Below are 15206 nucleotides of genomic sequence, written 5' to 3'. Positions count from 1 at the left end.
TACGCCGGAAACATATTCCCTTGACGCGATCCTTATGTGCGCGCAACGATCTCGACCACTGGTCGACATTGTCGAACACGGGTCGGACGACGAAGTCCGCGTTCAAAGGAATCCCCCACCATGCGTATGCGCAAGACCGTCAGGTTCCTGCTCGCCGCCGCGGCCACCGCCGCCCTGGGCCTCACCGGCTTCGCGGCCCCCGCCTCCGCCTCGGTCCTCGACATCCCGCCGCGCGGGGCCAACGACTGGTCCTGCAAGCCGGACTCGGCCCACCCGCAGCCCGTCGTGCTGGTCAACGGCACCTTCAAGCTGATGGCCGAGAACTGGGCGAAGCTCTCGCCCAAGCTCAAGGAGGCGGGCTACTGCGTCTTCGCCTTCAACTACGGGAACATGGAGACCGCGCCGATACCGCAGGCCGCGGCCGAGCTCAGCGACTTCGTCGAGGCCGTGCGGGGCGCGACCGGCGCCGCGAAGGTCGATCTCGTCGGCCACAGCCAGGGCGGCATGCTGCCGCGCTACTACGTGAAGTTCCTCGGCGGCGCGGACAAGGTGGACGACCTCGTCGGCATCGTCCCGTCCAACCACGGCACCAAGAACCCGCTCGCCATCCCCGCCGGCTGGACCATCTGCCCCTCCTGCGTCGACCAGCAGTGGGACTCGCCGCTGATGCGCAAGCTCAACGCCGGTGAGGAGACCCCGGCCGGACCCGACTACACGGTCATCACCACCCGCTACGACGAGGTCGTGATCCCGTACACCAGCGCGCTGCTCACCGGCCCGAAGGAGCACCTCACCAACATCGTGCTCCAGGACAAGTGCCCGCTGGACCTCTACATGCACGACCAGGCCACCAAGGACCCGGTCGTCGCCCAGTGGGTGCTCGACGCCCTGGCGCACGAAGGCCCGGCCGACCCGGGCTTCCAGCCCCAGTGCGTCGGCCGGGCCTGAGAACCCGGGGGAGTGCGGAGGTGAGGGAGGCGCCGGCCGTCAGGCGGCCTTCTCCTCCCGCGCCTTGGTGGCGTACATGTCCACGTACTCCTGACCCGACAGGCTCATGACCTCGCTCATCACCTCGTCGGTGACGGCGCGCAGCACATAGCGGTCGCGGTCCATGCCCTCGTAGCGGGCGAAGTCCAGCGGCTCGCCGAAGCGCACCGTCACCGGGGCGAGCCGCAGCCGGCCCTTGCCGCCCGGCTGGACCTTGTCCATGCCGAGCATCGCGAACGGGACCACCGGGGCGCCGGTCATCAGCGTCAGCCGGGCGATGCCGGTCCGGCCGCGGTAGAGACGGCCGTCGGGGGAGCGGGTGCCCTCGGGGTAGATCCCGAAGACATTGCCCTCGTCCAGCACCCGGCGGCCGGTCATCAGCGCCGCGACACCGCCGCGGCCGCCGTCACGGTCCACCGGGATCATGCCGGAGCTGGTGAAGAACCAGGCCATCAGCCGGCCCTTGAGGCCCTTGCCCGTGACGTACTCGTCCTTGCCGATGAAGAACACCTGACGCTTGACGACCAGCGCGAGGAACAGCGAGTCGACGAACGTCACATGGCTGCCGGCCAGGATCACCGGCCCCGTGCCCGGGATGCGCTCCGCGCCCTCGACCTTCGGGCGGTACAGGACGCGCATGAGCAATCCGAGGAACGCCTTGAGCAAGATGCGGGACAACGGGCCCTCCGGTCGTGGTGGTCGTGCGGCGCATGCCTGCGCAGGGGGAGACCATACTCGCCGGTACCCATGGCGCGCACACCAGGTTTATGCAGCGATACGGAGTGTTGACGTGAGTTTGCACCCCGTTTGACCTTCGTCTCCCCATCCGAAAGTCGCACGTGTCTACGATCGGCGCGGCGGAAAGGTGCCGTACGGGCACCGCACACGCAGAACGAGGAGTTTTTATGGAGCAGGGACAGCGGCCGGGCAGGCGCAGCCTTCTGGGGGCCGCGGCGGCCCTCGGCGCGGGGGCGGTCGTCCTCGGCGGCGGCGCGGGCCAGGCCTCGGCCGCCTCGCGCGGGCAGGGGCACGGCGGCCACGGTGACTCGGGCTCGTACAAGGACCTGCCGGTCCCGACCGTCGTCGGTCACCGCGGCGGCAGCGGCTACCGCCCCGAGCACACCCTCGGCTCCTACCAGTTCGCCCTCGACAACGGCGCGGACGTCATCGAGCAGGACCTCGTGCCCACCAAGGACGGCCACCTCGTCTGCCGTCACGAGAACGACATCACCGGCACCACCGATGTCGCCTCGCACCCGGAGTTCGCCTCCCGCAAGACCACCAAGACCGTCGACGGCGAGGCCCACACCGGCTGGTTCACCGAGGACTTCACCCTGGCCGAGCTGCGGACGCTCCGTGCCAAGGAGCGCATCCCCGGCACCCGCGGCCACAACACCCTCTACGACGGCCGCTGGCAGGTGCCCACCTTCGAAGAGGTCCTGAAGTGGGCCGACGAACAGGGCCGCAAGCGCGGCCGCCGGGTCTGGCTGCACATCGAGACCAAGCACCCCACGTACTTCCGCAAGGCGGGCCTCGGCCTGGAGGAACGTCTCGCCAAGCTGCTGCGCCGCTACGGCCGCTCGGGCCGGAACGCCCACACCTTCCTCCAGTCCTTCGAGCCCAGCAGCCTCCAGCGGCTGAACAAGCTCGGTGTGGACTGCCCCAAGGTGCTCCTGCTCGACGACCTCACCACCCGGCCCTGGGACTTCGTCGAGGCCAAGGACCCGCGCACGGTCGCCGACCTCATCACCCCCAAGGGCCTGCGGTGGGTCGCGGGCTTCGCCCAGGGCATCGGCCCGTGGCTGAACCTGGTCATCCCCCGGGACAAGAACGACCGGCTCACCAAGCCCACCACGCTGGTGCGGGACTCCCACGCCGCCGGGCTGATCGTGCACCCGTACACCATGCGCAACGAGAACAGCTTCCTGCCGGCGGACTTCCGGCGCGGCACCGACCCCAACGCCTACGGTGACGTCTTCGGTGCGTTCAAGACGTACTTCGCCACCGGCATCGACGGGATCTTCTCCGACAACTGCGACACGGCGGCGCTGGCCCGCGCCGACTTCGTCAAGCGCTGACGACTCCGGGGCGGTGCGGGAAACCGCCGCGCCGCCCCCACCGGTCACCTCACCCGTAGGGGTGGTTACCCGGTGTCGCCGAAACCGGCCGCGCCGGGACGCACGTCCCGACCCGCATGACACCGAACGATCTTCTGACCTCGCTCCGGCCCCTGCTGGCCGCCGAGTGCGCGGCGGAGGCACCGGCCGCGGGCGTCGAGGCCGCTGACCTCGAACAGGCTGTCTGGGTGCGGGTGCTGAGCGACAGCCGCCCGCAGTGCGGCCGCCCGGCCGCCTCCCGCTTACGCGCGGCGGTACGGGCCGAGGCCCGCTCCGCCCGCCGCCGGGCCCGCCGCGAGGTGCTCTACGACCCGACCCGTTCCGAGCCGTCCGGCGGCCCGGAGTCGGGCGTCGAGCACGCGGTACTGGCCGCCGAGGAGGGCCGGGTGCTGCGCGCGGCCGTGCGCCGGCTGCCCGGCCGGTGCCCCCGGCTGCTGGGCGCGCTGCTTTCCCGCCACGACCCGACCTACCGGGAAATCGCAGGCGAGTTGGGAATGTCACAAGGATCTTTGGGGCCGGTGCGTTCCCGTTGCCTTGGTTGCTTGCGCAGAATGCTCACGGCGGAGGTTGCGGCTCCTGGACGTTGGGGAAAGGAGCGGTAGGCGACCGGCGCCATGGAGGCGACGCGCATCCGCGCCGGCTCCTGTCAGGGCGGACCGAACCGAAAAGGGGAGGCGTGCGCACATGGGCATGAGCGTGACCCTCGCTACGGCGACCGAGGACGACGCCGAGCGGATCCTCAAACTCCAGTACCTCTGCTTCCAGGAAGAGGCCGAGCTCTACGGCGACTACTCCCTCGAACCCCTCACCCAGAGCCTCGCCGCGCTCCGCGCGGAGCTGGCCGCCGGCCTGGTGCTCGTCGCCCGGCTCGGCGAAGAGGTCGTCGGCTCGGCGCGCGGCACGGTCGACGAGGACGGCACGGCCCTGATCTCCGGGCTGATGGTGCACCCGCGGATGCGGCGGCACGGCCTGGGCGGGCGCCTGCTCGCGGCCATCGAGGAACGCCTGGCCGCGGAGCGGTCGGCGGACCGCTACCGGCTGGCGACCGGGCACCGGAACGAGCGGACGCTGCGGCTGTACCGGGGCTGGGGCTACGAGCGGGTGGCGGTGGAGCGGGTCACGGGGAAGCGGTCCGTGGTGACGCTGGAGAAGGTGGCGGTGCCGGTGAAGGAGCCGGTGAACGCCTGAAGCTCAGGGCCGGGCCGCGCGGACTACGCGGGCCGGGCCGTGACGCCCCGCCGCAGCCACACCATCGCCGTCACCGGCAGGATCACCGGGATGAAGAGGTATCCCATCCCGTAGTCGGACCAGACCGTCGCGTCGGGGAAGGCCGACGGCGCGGCGAGGGTCCAGGTGCCGACGACGAGGACGCCGGCCAGCTCGGCGGCGCAGCACACCAGCGCCGCCTTGCGCGCGGCCGGGCCGCCGCGGACCAGGGAGTAGGTGATGAAGGCGTACACCACGGCGGCGATCGCCGACAGGACGTACGCCAAGGGGGCCCGGCCGAAGTCCATGAGCATCTGGACGACCGAGCGGGACGCCGCGGCCACGGTGAACACGCCGTAGAGCCAGACCAGCAGCCTTCCCGGCCCCTGGCCGAGGTCGAAGCCGGGCTTCTCGTCCGTCATGGGTCCGGACACGGTCAGCCTCCCCAGATGTCGTAGAGCCGTACTTCGAGCACGGCCAGGATGACGGCGCCCGCCGCCACGGTGGCCGAGCCCCAGCGGGTCCGCTCCGCGAGCGACATGAAGCCGGCGGCCGGGACGGCCGCGGCCGAGCCCAGCAGATAGGCGACGAAGATCGCGGTGCCCTGGGCGGGCCTGTCGCCGCCGCCGAGCCGGACGACCCCGACGGCGAGCTGGACCACGGCCAGCACGGACACCACGGCCATGCCGATGAAGTGCCAGTCCTTGGTCGGCTGGTCGCGCGAGAAGGCGAAGCCGCACCAGGCGGCCAGCGCGAGGGCGGCCAGACCGACCGCGAGCGTCAGCGCGTCGATCACCGTGGCCCCCGCGCGGCGCGGGCGTGCGGATGGGGCTTGACAAGCATGGGACGACTTTAATGGCCCGGCGCTCCCGCCCCGCGCGCGGCCCCGGCGCGGCGTGCGCGGGCGTGGCCTTGGCCACAGCGAGCCGGTCGGGCGACCGGTTCCGGGCCGGGCTTCCGGGCCTGTTCCCGCAGGCCGGAGCGGTGCCCCAAGATCATCGAGGGCGAGCGCCCGGTGTCCACGAGGTGATCATGGATGTCCGCTATTCGGACAGCCTTGGCCGGGCCGCACATCCGTCTGTTTTACTTTCCCGCATGACCACGACGAGCACCCGCACTCTTGCGACCGAGGCGATGACGACGCCCGGTGCTGCTCGTTGCATGTGTCGAATGTGTGACTGCTGAGGGCCCCCGTTCCGTGCCTCGCGCCCCGAAGCGAGACCCGTAGAGCCCCCGCCGCCGGTCCCCGACAGGACCCGACGGGTACGCTCCGCCCCCCGCGTCACCCTTGACCCCGAGAAGCCGCGCCACGCGCCGCCGGGGCTCACCGATGCCGCGTTCCGCAATGCATTCCCGTGCCGGCACACCACCGCCGCGCACTCGACAGTGACGGAAACCCCTGTGATCACCACTACGGGCCTGACAAAGGTCTACCGCTCACGCGGCCGCGAGGTCACCGCCCTCGACGGCGTCGACCTCCATGTGCGCGAGGGCGAGGTGTACGGCGTCGTCGGCCAGAGCGGCGCCGGCAAATCGACCCTCATCCGCTGCGTCAACCTCCTGGAGCGCCCCAGCTCCGGCACGGTCACCGTGAACGGCCGGGACCTCACGGCCCTCGCCGGACGCGGCCCCCGCGCCAACGCGGCGCTGCGCGAGGCACGCAGCCGCATCGGCATGGTCTTCCAGCACTTCAACCTGCTCTCCTCGCGCACCGTGCAGGCCAACATCGAGCTGCCGCTGGAGATCCTCGGCGTCTCCGGCAAGGAGCGCGAGCGCAAGGCACTCGAACTCCTCGACCTCGTCGGCCTCGCCGACAAGGCCAAGGCCTACCCCGCCCAGCTCTCCGGCGGCCAGAAGCAGCGCGTGGGCATCGCCCGCGCCCTGGCCGGCGACCCCAAGGTGCTGCTCTCCGACGAGTCGACGTCCGCGCTCGACCCGGAGACCACCCGCTCCATCCTCCAGCTGCTGCGCGACCTCAACCAGCAGCTCGGCCTGACCGTCCTCCTCATCACCCACGAGATGGACGTCGTCAAGACCATCTGCGACTCCGCGGCCCTCATGAAGGGCGGCCGCGTCGTGGAGTCCGGCACCGTCTCCGAACTGCTCGCCACCCCGGGCTCCGAGCTCGCCGCCGAGCTCTTCCCCGTCGGCGGCGAGCCCTCCGGCGCGGACCGCACCGTCGTGGACGTCACCTTCCACGGCGAGGCCGCGACCCAGCCCGTCATCTCGCAGCTGTCGCGCACGTACAACATCGACATCTCCATCCTGGGCGCCGCGATGGACACCGTCGCCGGCAAGCAGATCGGCCGCATGCGCATCGAGCTGCCCGGCCGCTTCGAGGAGAACGTCGTGCCCATCGGCTTCCTGCGCGAGCAGGGTCTCCAGGTCGACGTCGCCGACGTCGCGTATCCGGCGCCCGCGGACGCCGCGCTCCTCAAGGAAGGTGTCAAGTGAGCTGGGAAACGATGCGGCCACTGCTGTACAACAACTCGCTCGACACCCTGTTCATGGTGTGGTGGGCCACCTTCTACGCGGTCGTCGCCGGCGTACCGCTGGGCCTCCTGCTGATCCTCACCGACCGCGGCGGACTGCTCCAGAACGTCGTGGTGAACAAGGTCGTCGGCGCGATCGTGAACATCGGCCGCTCCTTCCCCTTCCTCATCCTGATGGTCGTGCTGATCCCCTTCACGCGCTTCCTCGTCAGCACCTCCATCGGCCCCTCGGGCGCGGTCGTCCCGCTCGCCATCGCCGCCATACCGTTCTTCGCGCGGCTGGTGGAGGCCGCGGTGCGCGAGGTCGACCACGGCCTCGTCGAAGCCGTCCAGTCGATGGGCGGCGGCACCTGGACCGTCGTGTTCAAGGTGCTCCTGCCGCAGGCGCTGCCCGCCCTCGTCGCGGCCGTCACGACCACCGTCATCACCCTGATCGGCTACTCCGCGATCGCCGGCGCCGTCGGCGGCGGCGGCCTCGGCAACCTCGCCTACACCTACGGCTTCCAGCAGTACGAGACCCGCCTGATGGTCGTCACCGTCGTCCTGCTGATCCTCCTGGTCACCCTCGTCCAGCTGCTCGGCGACCTGGTCGTCAAGCGCCTCGCCGGCCGCGGCAGCCGCTCCTCCGCCTCCGTACGCGTCGGCCTGCGCCGCCCGCGGACCGCCGGGGCACCCCAGGCCGGCCAGGCCCCCGTCACCGCGACCGAGGAGCCGGCCACCGCCCTGACCAAGACCCCCTGAGGCCCCGCGCCCCGGGACACCCACCTCACGAGCCCGGACCCTTTGCCGGGCGCACCACCTCGCGTGAACTCGTGTGATCAAGAAAGAGGCACTCTTCGTGCGCAACATCATCAAGATCTCCGCCGCCGTCGTGGCCGCCGCCACCCTCACCCTCGGCGCCACGGCCTGCAGCGCCCCCTCCGACACCTCCTCCTCCGGCAACAAGAAGAACGACGCGAGCTCCCCACTGGTCGTCGCCGCCAGCCCCACCCCGCACGGCGCCATCCTCAACTTCGTCAAGGACAAGCTGGCGGAGAAGGAGGGCCTCAAGCTGGAGGTGAAGGAGCTCAACGACTACACCCTGCCGAACCAGCTCACGGACAAGGGCGAGGTCGGCGCCAACTTCTTCCAGCACAAGCCCTTCCTCGACGAGTTCAACAAGAAGAACGGCACCCACATCGTGCCCGTCGTGAACGTCGCGATCGAGCCCCTCGGCCTCTACTCCAAGAAGCTCGACAAGCTCTCCGACCTGAAGCCGGGCGACACCGTCGCCGTCCCCAACGACCCCTCCAACCAGGGCCGCGCGCTCAAGCTGCTCGCCGACAACGGCGCCATCACCCTCAAGGCCGGCGCCGGCACCACCGCCAAGCTCGCCGACGTCGAGGACAAGAAGGGCCTCAAGCTCACCGAGCTGGAGGCGCCGCAGATCGCCCCCCGCCTCGCCGACGTCGACGCCGCGGTCATCAACGGCAACTTCGCCATCGGCGCCAAGCTCAAGCCCTCCGAGGACGCCCTCGCCCTGGAGAAGGCCGACGGCAACCCCTACGCCAACTTCCTCGCCGTGAAGCAGGGCAACGAGGACGACGAGCGCGTGAAGAAGCTCGCCAAGCTCCTCAACTCCGACGAGGTCAAGAAGTTCATCGAGGACAAGTACAAGGACGGCTCCGTCATCCCGGCCTTCGGCCCGGTCAAGAGCTGACACCCCGTCGGGCCGCCCCCGGGCCGGTCCGCCCGTACGGGCCCGGGCCCCGCCCCCGCGACATGCGGGCGCGGGGCCCGGGCGCTTGGCGCACCCACGCGCCCATGCTGCATGCTGGTGCACTCAGGAGCACCGGTCCCTCGGGCCCGGGTGCCCTCCCGATCCCGTCCAGACCGTTCCGAGCACCACCCGCCCCGGCGTTGGAGCAGCACATGACATCCACCTTCCCGGACATCTCCATCAGTACGGACCGGCTGGTGCTGCGCCCGTTCGAGGCCGAGGACATCCCCGCCCTCGCGGAGATGATGGGCGACGAGCTGGTCACCGCCTGGACCTCCGCACCGCACCCCTACACCACCGCACACGCCCGCGACTGGGCCCTGCGCGAGGCCCCCGCCGAGCGCACCCAGGGGCGCGGAATCGTCTTTGCGGTCACCGAGTTCCTCACCCACCGCCTCGTCGGCTGTGTGCACCTGCACCACACCGACTGGCGCACCCTCTCCGCCGAGATCGGCTACGTCGTCGCCCCCTGGGCCCGCGGCGAGGGCTACGCCTGCGAATCCGTCCTCGCCGTCGCCGAGTGGCTCTTCCGCGACCAGCGCTTCGAACGCCTCGAACTGCGCACCGCCGCCGACAACACCGCCTCCCAGCAGGTCGCCCAGAAGATCGGCTGCATCAGCGAGGGCGTCCTGCGGAACGCGTGGATAGCGCGCAGCCGCACCGAGGACGGCGGCTGGACCGAGATCCGCACCGACCTCATCGTCTGGAGCCTGCTGCCCGAGGACCTCGACGAGGCGCTCGAACAGCACACCGGCGGAACCGACTACGCCGGCGCCTTCCCCGACTGGCGCTGACCCGCCGCACCCCGCGCTCGCCCCCGGTCCGCACCGGCCGGGGTAGTCTCAGCCTGCCCGTACCCACCGAGGGCACCGACCCGCGACAAGCCCAGGAGAATGACGACGATGGCCGACCGGGTCACGGTGATCGGGTGGGACGGCTCGCCGCTGACGGACGCGGCCCGCTCCGCCCTCGCCGCCGCCACCCTCGTGGCCGGCGCGGCCCACCACCTGGCACTGCCCGAGATCCCGCCCACCGCCGAGCGGATCAGGCTCGGCAGCCTCGGCCTCGCCGCCCGCCGCATCGCCGGCCACCGCGGCGGCGCCGTGGTCCTCGCCGACGGCGACCCCGGCTTCTTCGGCGTCGTACGCACCCTGCGCGCCCCCGAACACGGCCTCGAGGTCGAGGTGGTGCCCGCCGTCTCCGCCGTCGCCGCCGCCTTCGCCCGCGCCGGCATGCCCTGGGACGACGCCCAGGTCGTCGTCGCCCACAGCCGCGACCTGCGCCGCGCCGTCAACGTCTGCCGCGCCCACACCAAGGTCGCCGTCCTCACCGCGCCCGGCGCCGGCCCCGCCGAACTGGCCCTCCTCCTCGGCCCCGTCCACCGCACCTTCGTCATCTGCGAGGAGCTCGGCACCGAGCGGGAACAGGTCACCGTCCTCACCTCCGACAAGGTCGCCGACCACAGCTGGCGCGACCCCAACGTCGTCATCGTCATCGGCGGCGCGGGCACCGGCGCCGCGGCGGGCGGCGGACAGCCCGCCGCCCAGGGCCGGGGCGCCGTCCGCACCCGGACCGGCGGCGGCTGGATCGCCGGCCGCGACCCCAACTACCCGCCAGCCGTCCGCGGCTGGGCCCTGCCCGCCGACGCCTACGGCGCCGGCCTCGGCGAGGGCGAGTCCGCCGAACTGAGGGCCGCGCAACTCGCCCGCCTCGGCCCGCGCGTCGGCGACCTCGTCTGGGACATCGGCTCCGGAGGTGGCGCCGCCGCCGTGGAGGCGGCCCGCTTCGGCGCCGCCGTCATCGCCGTCGACCGCGACGCCGACGCCTGCGCGCGCAGCACCGCCGTCGCCCGCCGCTTCGGCGTCCAGCTCCAGGTCGTCCACGGCACCGCGCCCCTGGTCCTGGAGGACCTCCCCGAGCCCGACGTCGTCCGCGTCGGCGGCGGCGGAGCCCCCGTGGTGGCCGCCTGCGCGGCCCGCCGCCCCGAGCGGATCGTCGCCCACGCGGCCACTCGTGACGACGCGGAAGCCATCGGCCGGGCACTCGCCGAAGGCGGCTACGCCGTCGAGTGCGCGCTGCTCCAGGCGGTGGAGCTGGACACCACCGCCTGGACCGAGCGCGAGCGGTCCGTGGCCTTCCTGCTGAGCGGGCGCCTCACCCACCTGTGACCTTGCTCCGCCGAGCGGGGGGTAGGCTGGCGGATCGTTGTACCGCCCCTCGGTGTCCGACACCACAGTCGTCAATGTCCCGAACGCACCCTCCTCTTGGCGGGAGCACGGCAAGGTAGGGGCGGGCGACGTGCAACGTGCCGCGAGGCATGGACGCTCGTTCTTGACTATGGGCGTGAGCGGTTGGAAGGAGCACTACCGATGGGCGAGGGGTACGCATGACCGACACCGGCCAGTTCCCGGGCGAGGGACAGCCGGAGAACGCAGGCGCGCTGCCCGGCCACCCGTTCCCCACGGACGCCGTAGCCCCTGCCGATCCGGGTGCCCCGGCCGCCTACACCTTCCACGACCACGTGGACGGCGGTGAGGCGGACGGTGCCGAGGAGGACGACCTGCTGCTGATGCCGGGCGCCCAGGGCGCCTGGATGGAGCAGCCGCCCGTCCAGGGCGGTACGCACGAGACGGGCGGCCGTGACACGGCGTCCGTCGACTACGGCGACGTCCGGACGCCCCCGCAGGCCCCGCCCGTGGCGCCCCGCCGCCCGCTGCACATGGGCCCGCCCGTGCCGGACCCCACCGGCGGCGTCGTCCGCTCCCTGGCCGACCGCGGCCCCGCGGCCCCGCACCCGGCCCCCGGCGCGCCCGTACAGCCGCCCGTGGCTCCGGTCCCGGGCCCCGGGTACCTCGACACCGTCCCCGGGGCCCCCGAGGCCGCGGAGGCGTCCGCGCCGCCGCGCCTGGGCGAGGTCCCGCAGCAGCAGCCGGGCACCTGGGACGCCCAGCCCCAGCAGGCCCCGATGGCGCCGCAGGCCGCCGTCGGGACGCCGGTCGCCGGGCCCGCCGACCACACGGCCGGATACGCGGCCGACCCCGCCGTGGCGTTCGTACCGCCGCAGGCCGTGGCGGCCGACCGGGACACGGCGCAGCCGATAGTCGCCGAGGACTCCGTGCCGGGGACCGCCGCGCCGGTGGCCCCGGAGCAGGTCGCCGTGGCGGCCCCCGCGGTGGAGGTCCCCGCCGCGGAGGTTCCGCGGACCGCGCCGGTGGAGCAGGCCCCGGCCGCCGCCACGGCGGAGGCCGTCGCGGCCCCCGTCGAGGCGGCCCCGGCCCCGGCCGTACCCGCGTCCGTGCCCGCCGCCACCGAGCCGCCGGCGCCCGCCGAGGCCGCGCAGCCCCAGGCCGCCGCTCCGGCGCCGGCCCCCGAGGCGGCTCCGGTCGCCGCGCCGCCCGTGGCGGAGCCGCAGCCTGTCGCCGATACCCCGGCCGTAGCCGATACCCCGGCCGTAGCCGATACCCCGGCCGTCGCCGGGACTCCGGCCGTTTCCGAGGCCCCCGCCGCCGAGCAGCCGCAGGCGCCCGCCGTGGTGAGCGCGCCGGCCGAGGCCGCGCAGGCGGCGCCCGCGCCGCCGGCGGACGGTACGCCGCAGGGCGCACCCGTGGCGGAAGCCGCCCCGGTGGAGCAGCCCCCGGTGGAGCGGCCGCAGACCGTCGCGGCCCCGGTGGCCGACGCCCCGGCACAGCCCACCGAGGCCGCCGAGGTGCCCCAGGCCGTGGCCGCGCCGATCGCCGACGCCGCCCCGCGGACGTCTCCCGCCGGGGAGGAACAGCCCGCACCGGCCGTGGACGTCCCGGTGGTACCGGACCCCGTCGTCGTGACCGGCGCGCCCGTGCCTCCCGCCGCCGTCGCGGCGCCGCAGGCGCAGCCCGCCGAGCAGCAGGCCGACATGACGGGGCAGCAGGCGGCCCCGGCCGAGCCCGTCGCGGCACCGCGGCACGCGGCGCCCGAGCAGGCACCCGAGGCCGAGGCGGCGCCGACGGCCGTCGCACCGGCCGGGACGCCGGTGGCGGAAGCCGCGCAGCAGCCGGTGACGCAGGCGGAGACAGCCGTGGAGGCACCCGAGGCCGTGGCGCCGACGCCGGTTGCGGAGCGGCCCGCGGAGCCGGTCCAGGCCGCCGTCACGGCCGTCACCACCCAGGTCCCGGTGGACGCGGCGCCGAGGGAGCAGACCCCGGTCGAGCCCGTAGCAGCGGTGACCGAACCTGCGGTCGTAGAGGCCGCTCCGGTGGCTGAGGTGGCTGAGGCGGCCCCGGCTCCGGAGCAGCCCGTCGCCGAAGCGCCGGTGGCGACTCCGGCCGAGCCTCAGGCAGCTGATCCTCAGGCAGCTGAGCCCCAGACAGCCGAGCCCCAGGCGGTGGACGCTCCGGAGCAGCCCGCTCCGGCAGCCCCGGCGGCGGAGGCCCCGGCGGTCGAGGCCGTGGCGCAGGAGCCGCTCCCCGAGGCCGTGGCGCCCGGGACGGTCCCGGCGGACGCCGCTGCGGCGGAGGTCGCCGGAGCGACGGCCGTGGAGGAGCCCGTAGCCCCGGCCGGGACGCTTGCCGATACCGCAGCCCAGCAGATCTCCGACGACCTGTCACAGGAGCAGCCCCCCGTGGCCGGTACGCCCGTGATCACTCCGGCGGAATCCGCGCCGCGGCCCACGTCCGGGGACGCCCCGGTGGAGCCCGCGCCCGCGACGGCCGACGTCCCGTCACAGGAGCGGCCGGCCGAGGCCGGTTCGTCGGAGGGAACCGTCACCGAGGCCGCGCCGCTGCCCGAGCAGCCGGTGTCGGTGGAGGCACCCGAGACGGAAGAGCCCGCGACCGTCGAGCCCGCCCAGGACAGCGCACCCGCGGCCGCCGAGTCCACGGAACCCGCTACGTCCGTGGAGCTGGAGCCGCAGCCGGAGCCGGCGGGCCCGGCGGCGGTCGGGTACGGCGACACCGAGCGCGACGCCGTGCACCGTGTGATGCGCGAGCGCCGGGACATCCGCAAGGGCTTCCGCCGCGACCCCATCCCGCACGAGGTGCTGCTGCGCGTCCTGGAGGCCGCGCACACCGCGCCCAGCGTCGGGCACTCCCAGCCCTGGGACTTCGTCGTCATCCGGTCCGCCGAGACCCGGCAGACGATGCACGAACTGGCCGCCCGGCAGCGCGACGCGTACGCGAAGTCGCTGCCCAAGGGGCGGGCGAAGCAGTTCAAGGAAATGAAGATCGAGGCGATCCTCGACACGCCCGTCAACATCGTCGTCACCGCCGACCCCACCCGGGGCGGCCGCCACACGCTCGGCCGGCACACCCAGCCGCAGATGGCCCCGTACTCCTCCGCGCTGGCGGTCGAGAATCTCTGGCTCGCCGCCCGCGCCGAGGGCCTCGGCGTCGGCTGGGTCAGCTTCTTCGACGAGCGCGAGATGGTCCGCGAGCTGGGCCTGCCCGAGCACCTGGAGGTCGTGGCCTACCTCTGCGTCGGCTACGTCGACGAGTTCCCGGACGAGCCCGAGCTGATGCAGGCCGGCTGGTCCAAGCGCCGGCCGCTGTCGTGGGTCGTGCACGAGGAGGAGTACGGCCGCCGCGCGCTGCCCGGCGAGGAGCCGCACGACCTGCTCTCCGAGACCCTGCGGGGCATCCGCCCGCTGGACGCCAAGGCGCTCGGCGAGGCGTGGGAGCGCCAGAAGCGGATGACCAAGCCGTCCGGCGCGCTCGGCATGCTGGAGATCATCTCCGCGCAGCTGTGCGGTCTGTCGCGCAAGTGCCCGCCGCCCGTCCCGGAGCCCGCCGCCGTGGCGATCTTCGCGGGTGACCACGGCGTGCACGCCCAGGGCGTCACCGCGTGGCCGCAGGAGGTCACGTCGCAGATGGTCGCCAACTTCCTGGGCGGCGGCGCCGTGTGCAACGCCTTCGCCGCACAGGTCGGCGCCGAGGTCTGCGTCGTGGACGTCGGCGTCGCGGGCGAGCTGCCCAGCACGCCCGGCCTGCTCCCGCGCAAGATCCGCCCCGGTACGAGCGACATCACCGCGGGCCCGGCGATGACCCGCGAGGAGGCGCTGCGCGCCGTCGAGGTGGGCATCGAGACCGCCCGCGACCTGGTCGCGGCGGGCAACAAGGCCCTGCTCACGGGCGAGATGGGCATCGCGAACACGACCGTGTCCGCCGCGCTCGTCGCCGTCTACACCGGGACCGACCCGGCCGAGATCACCGGCCGTGGCACCGGCATCAACGACGAGATGCACGCCCGGAAGATCGACGTCGTCCGGCGCGCCCTGGAGCTGCACCAGCCGGACCCGAAGGACCCGATCGGCGTCCTCGCCGCGATCGGCGGCCTGGAGCACGCGGCCCTCGTCGGCCTGATCCTCGGCGGCGCGTCGCTGCGCACGCCGGTGATCCTCGACGGCGTGAGCGCGGGCGCGGCGGCCCTGGTGGCGCGGGCCATCGCCCCCGAGGCGCTGGCGGCCTGCATCGCCGGGCACCGCAGCGCCGAGCCGGGCCACGTCGCGGCCCTCACCAAGCTGGGCCTCCGCCCGCTGGTCGACCTCGACCTGAGGCTGGGCGAGGGCACGGGCGCGCTGCTGGCCCTGCCGATCGTGCAGAGCGCCGCGCGCGCGATGCACGAGGTGGCGACGTTCGACTCGGCGGGAGTCACGGAGAAGGGCTGACGCCCGGT

At 73.5% G+C, this 15206-nt stretch carries 12 protein-coding genes and 1 pseudogene; 10 read left to right on the top strand and 3 right to left on the bottom strand.

The annotated features are described in order from the left end of the window. Positions 1-120: 120 nt before the first annotated feature. Positions 121-948, top strand: coding sequence for an alpha/beta fold hydrolase (locus LUZ64_RS09430; RefSeq protein ID WP_095581932.1), 828 nt, complete (start codon positions 121-123; stop codon positions 946-948). A 39-nt stretch (positions 949-987) separates the two neighbouring features. Here the strand turns inward: LUZ64_RS09430 and LUZ64_RS09425 are convergent, their stop codons facing one another. Beyond that, the gene (locus LUZ64_RS09425; RefSeq protein WP_095581933.1) at positions 988-1665 is read right to left on the bottom strand and encodes a lysophospholipid acyltransferase family protein; all 678 of its coding nucleotides are present in this window, start codon (positions 1663-1665) and stop codon (positions 988-990) included. A 227-nt stretch (positions 1666-1892) separates the two neighbouring features. On the opposite strand from LUZ64_RS09425, the gene LUZ64_RS09420 reads away from it, so the two are divergent. From LUZ64_RS09420 to LUZ64_RS09410, 3 genes and pseudogenes are all read left to right on the top strand, one after another. After that, positions 1893-3065, top strand: coding sequence for a glycerophosphodiester phosphodiesterase (locus LUZ64_RS09420; RefSeq protein ID WP_095581934.1), 1173 nt, complete (start codon positions 1893-1895; stop codon positions 3063-3065). A 116-nt stretch (positions 3066-3181) separates the two neighbouring features. Beyond that, entirely contained in the window at positions 3182-3706 is a 525-nt protein-coding gene (locus LUZ64_RS09415) for a sigma-70 RNA polymerase sigma factor region 4 domain-containing protein (protein ID WP_095581935.1), read from the top strand. Between the two features lie 61 nt (positions 3707-3767). Beyond that, positions 3768-4292: pseudogene (locus LUZ64_RS09410) on the top strand (GNAT family N-acetyltransferase); the annotation flags it as partial. A 23-nt stretch (positions 4293-4315) separates the two neighbouring features. Here LUZ64_RS09410 and LUZ64_RS09405 read toward each other — a convergent pair. Both LUZ64_RS09405 and LUZ64_RS09400 read right to left on the bottom strand, forming a co-directional pair. Then, positions 4316-4732 carry a hypothetical protein gene (locus LUZ64_RS09405; RefSeq protein WP_095581947.1) on the bottom strand — a complete coding sequence of 139 codons (417 nt, stop codon included), beginning with the start codon at positions 4730-4732 and terminating at the stop codon, positions 4316-4318. A gap of 14 nt (positions 4733-4746) precedes the next feature. Beyond that, positions 4747-5106, bottom strand: coding sequence for a hypothetical protein (locus LUZ64_RS09400; RefSeq protein WP_095581937.1), 360 nt, complete (start codon positions 5104-5106; stop codon positions 4747-4749). Between the two features lie 605 nt (positions 5107-5711). On the opposite strand from LUZ64_RS09400, the gene LUZ64_RS09395 reads away from it, so the two are divergent. From LUZ64_RS09395 to cobT, 6 genes are all read left to right on the top strand, one after another. Continuing rightward, a complete protein-coding gene (locus LUZ64_RS09395) occupies positions 5712-6764 on the top strand; it encodes a methionine ABC transporter ATP-binding protein (protein WP_232390224.1) in 1053 nt (350 codons plus the stop codon). Then, on the top strand, positions 6761-7543 hold the full coding sequence (locus LUZ64_RS09390) for a methionine ABC transporter permease (protein ID WP_095581939.1): 783 nt from the start codon (positions 6761-6763) through the stop codon (positions 7541-7543). Before LUZ64_RS09395 ends, LUZ64_RS09390 begins: the two co-directional genes overlap by 4 nt. A 97-nt stretch (positions 7544-7640) precedes the next feature. Continuing rightward, positions 7641-8501, top strand: a complete 861-nt coding sequence (locus LUZ64_RS09385) for a MetQ/NlpA family ABC transporter substrate-binding protein (protein WP_170116775.1) — start codon at positions 7641-7643, stop codon at positions 8499-8501. A 212-nt stretch (positions 8502-8713) separates the two neighbouring features. After that, entirely contained in the window at positions 8714-9355 is a 642-nt protein-coding gene (locus tag LUZ64_RS09380; protein WP_095581941.1) for a GNAT family N-acetyltransferase, read from the top strand. A 108-nt stretch (positions 9356-9463) separates the two neighbouring features. After that, entirely contained in the window at positions 9464-10729 is a 1266-nt protein-coding gene (gene cbiE, locus LUZ64_RS09375; RefSeq protein ID WP_095581942.1) for a precorrin-6y C5,15-methyltransferase (decarboxylating) subunit CbiE, read from the top strand. 218 nt (positions 10730-10947) lie between these two features. Next, on the top strand, positions 10948-15198 hold the full coding sequence (gene cobT / locus LUZ64_RS09370; RefSeq protein ID WP_232390223.1) for a nicotinate-nucleotide--dimethylbenzimidazole phosphoribosyltransferase: 4251 nt from the start codon (positions 10948-10950) through the stop codon (positions 15196-15198). Positions 15199-15206 lie beyond the last annotated feature (8 nt).

Origin of the sequence: Streptomyces albireticuli (genome assembly GCF_021228125.1) — a bacterium.
GTDB classification, from domain to species: domain Bacteria; phylum Actinomycetota; class Actinomycetes; order Streptomycetales; family Streptomycetaceae; genus Streptomyces; species Streptomyces albireticuli.
This window is presented reverse-complemented; position numbering and strand designations above follow the sequence as displayed.

What these genes read in the sequence shown, in the direction of transcription:
- LUZ64_RS09430 (WP_095581932.1), top strand. Translation starts at nt 121, where the DNA reads ATGCGTATGCGCAAGACCGTCAGGTTCCTGCTCGCCGCCGCGGCCACC.
- LUZ64_RS09420 (WP_095581934.1), top strand. Translation starts at nt 1,893, where the DNA reads ATGGAGCAGGGACAGCGGCCGGGCAGGCGCAGCCTTCTGGGGGCCGCG.
- LUZ64_RS09415 (WP_095581935.1), top strand. Translation starts at nt 3,182, where the DNA reads ATGACACCGAACGATCTTCTGACCTCGCTCCGGCCCCTGCTGGCCGCC.
- LUZ64_RS09405 (WP_095581947.1), bottom strand. Translation starts at nt 4,732, where the DNA reads ATGACGGACGAGAAGCCCGGCTTCGACCTCGGCCAGGGGCCGGGAAGG.
- LUZ64_RS09380 (WP_095581941.1), top strand. Translation starts at nt 8,714, where the DNA reads ATGACATCCACCTTCCCGGACATCTCCATCAGTACGGACCGGCTGGTG.
- cbiE (WP_095581942.1), top strand. Translation starts at nt 9,464, where the DNA reads ATGGCCGACCGGGTCACGGTGATCGGGTGGGACGGCTCGCCGCTGACG.
- cobT (WP_232390223.1), top strand. Translation starts at nt 10,948, where the DNA reads ATGACCGACACCGGCCAGTTCCCGGGCGAGGGACAGCCGGAGAACGCA.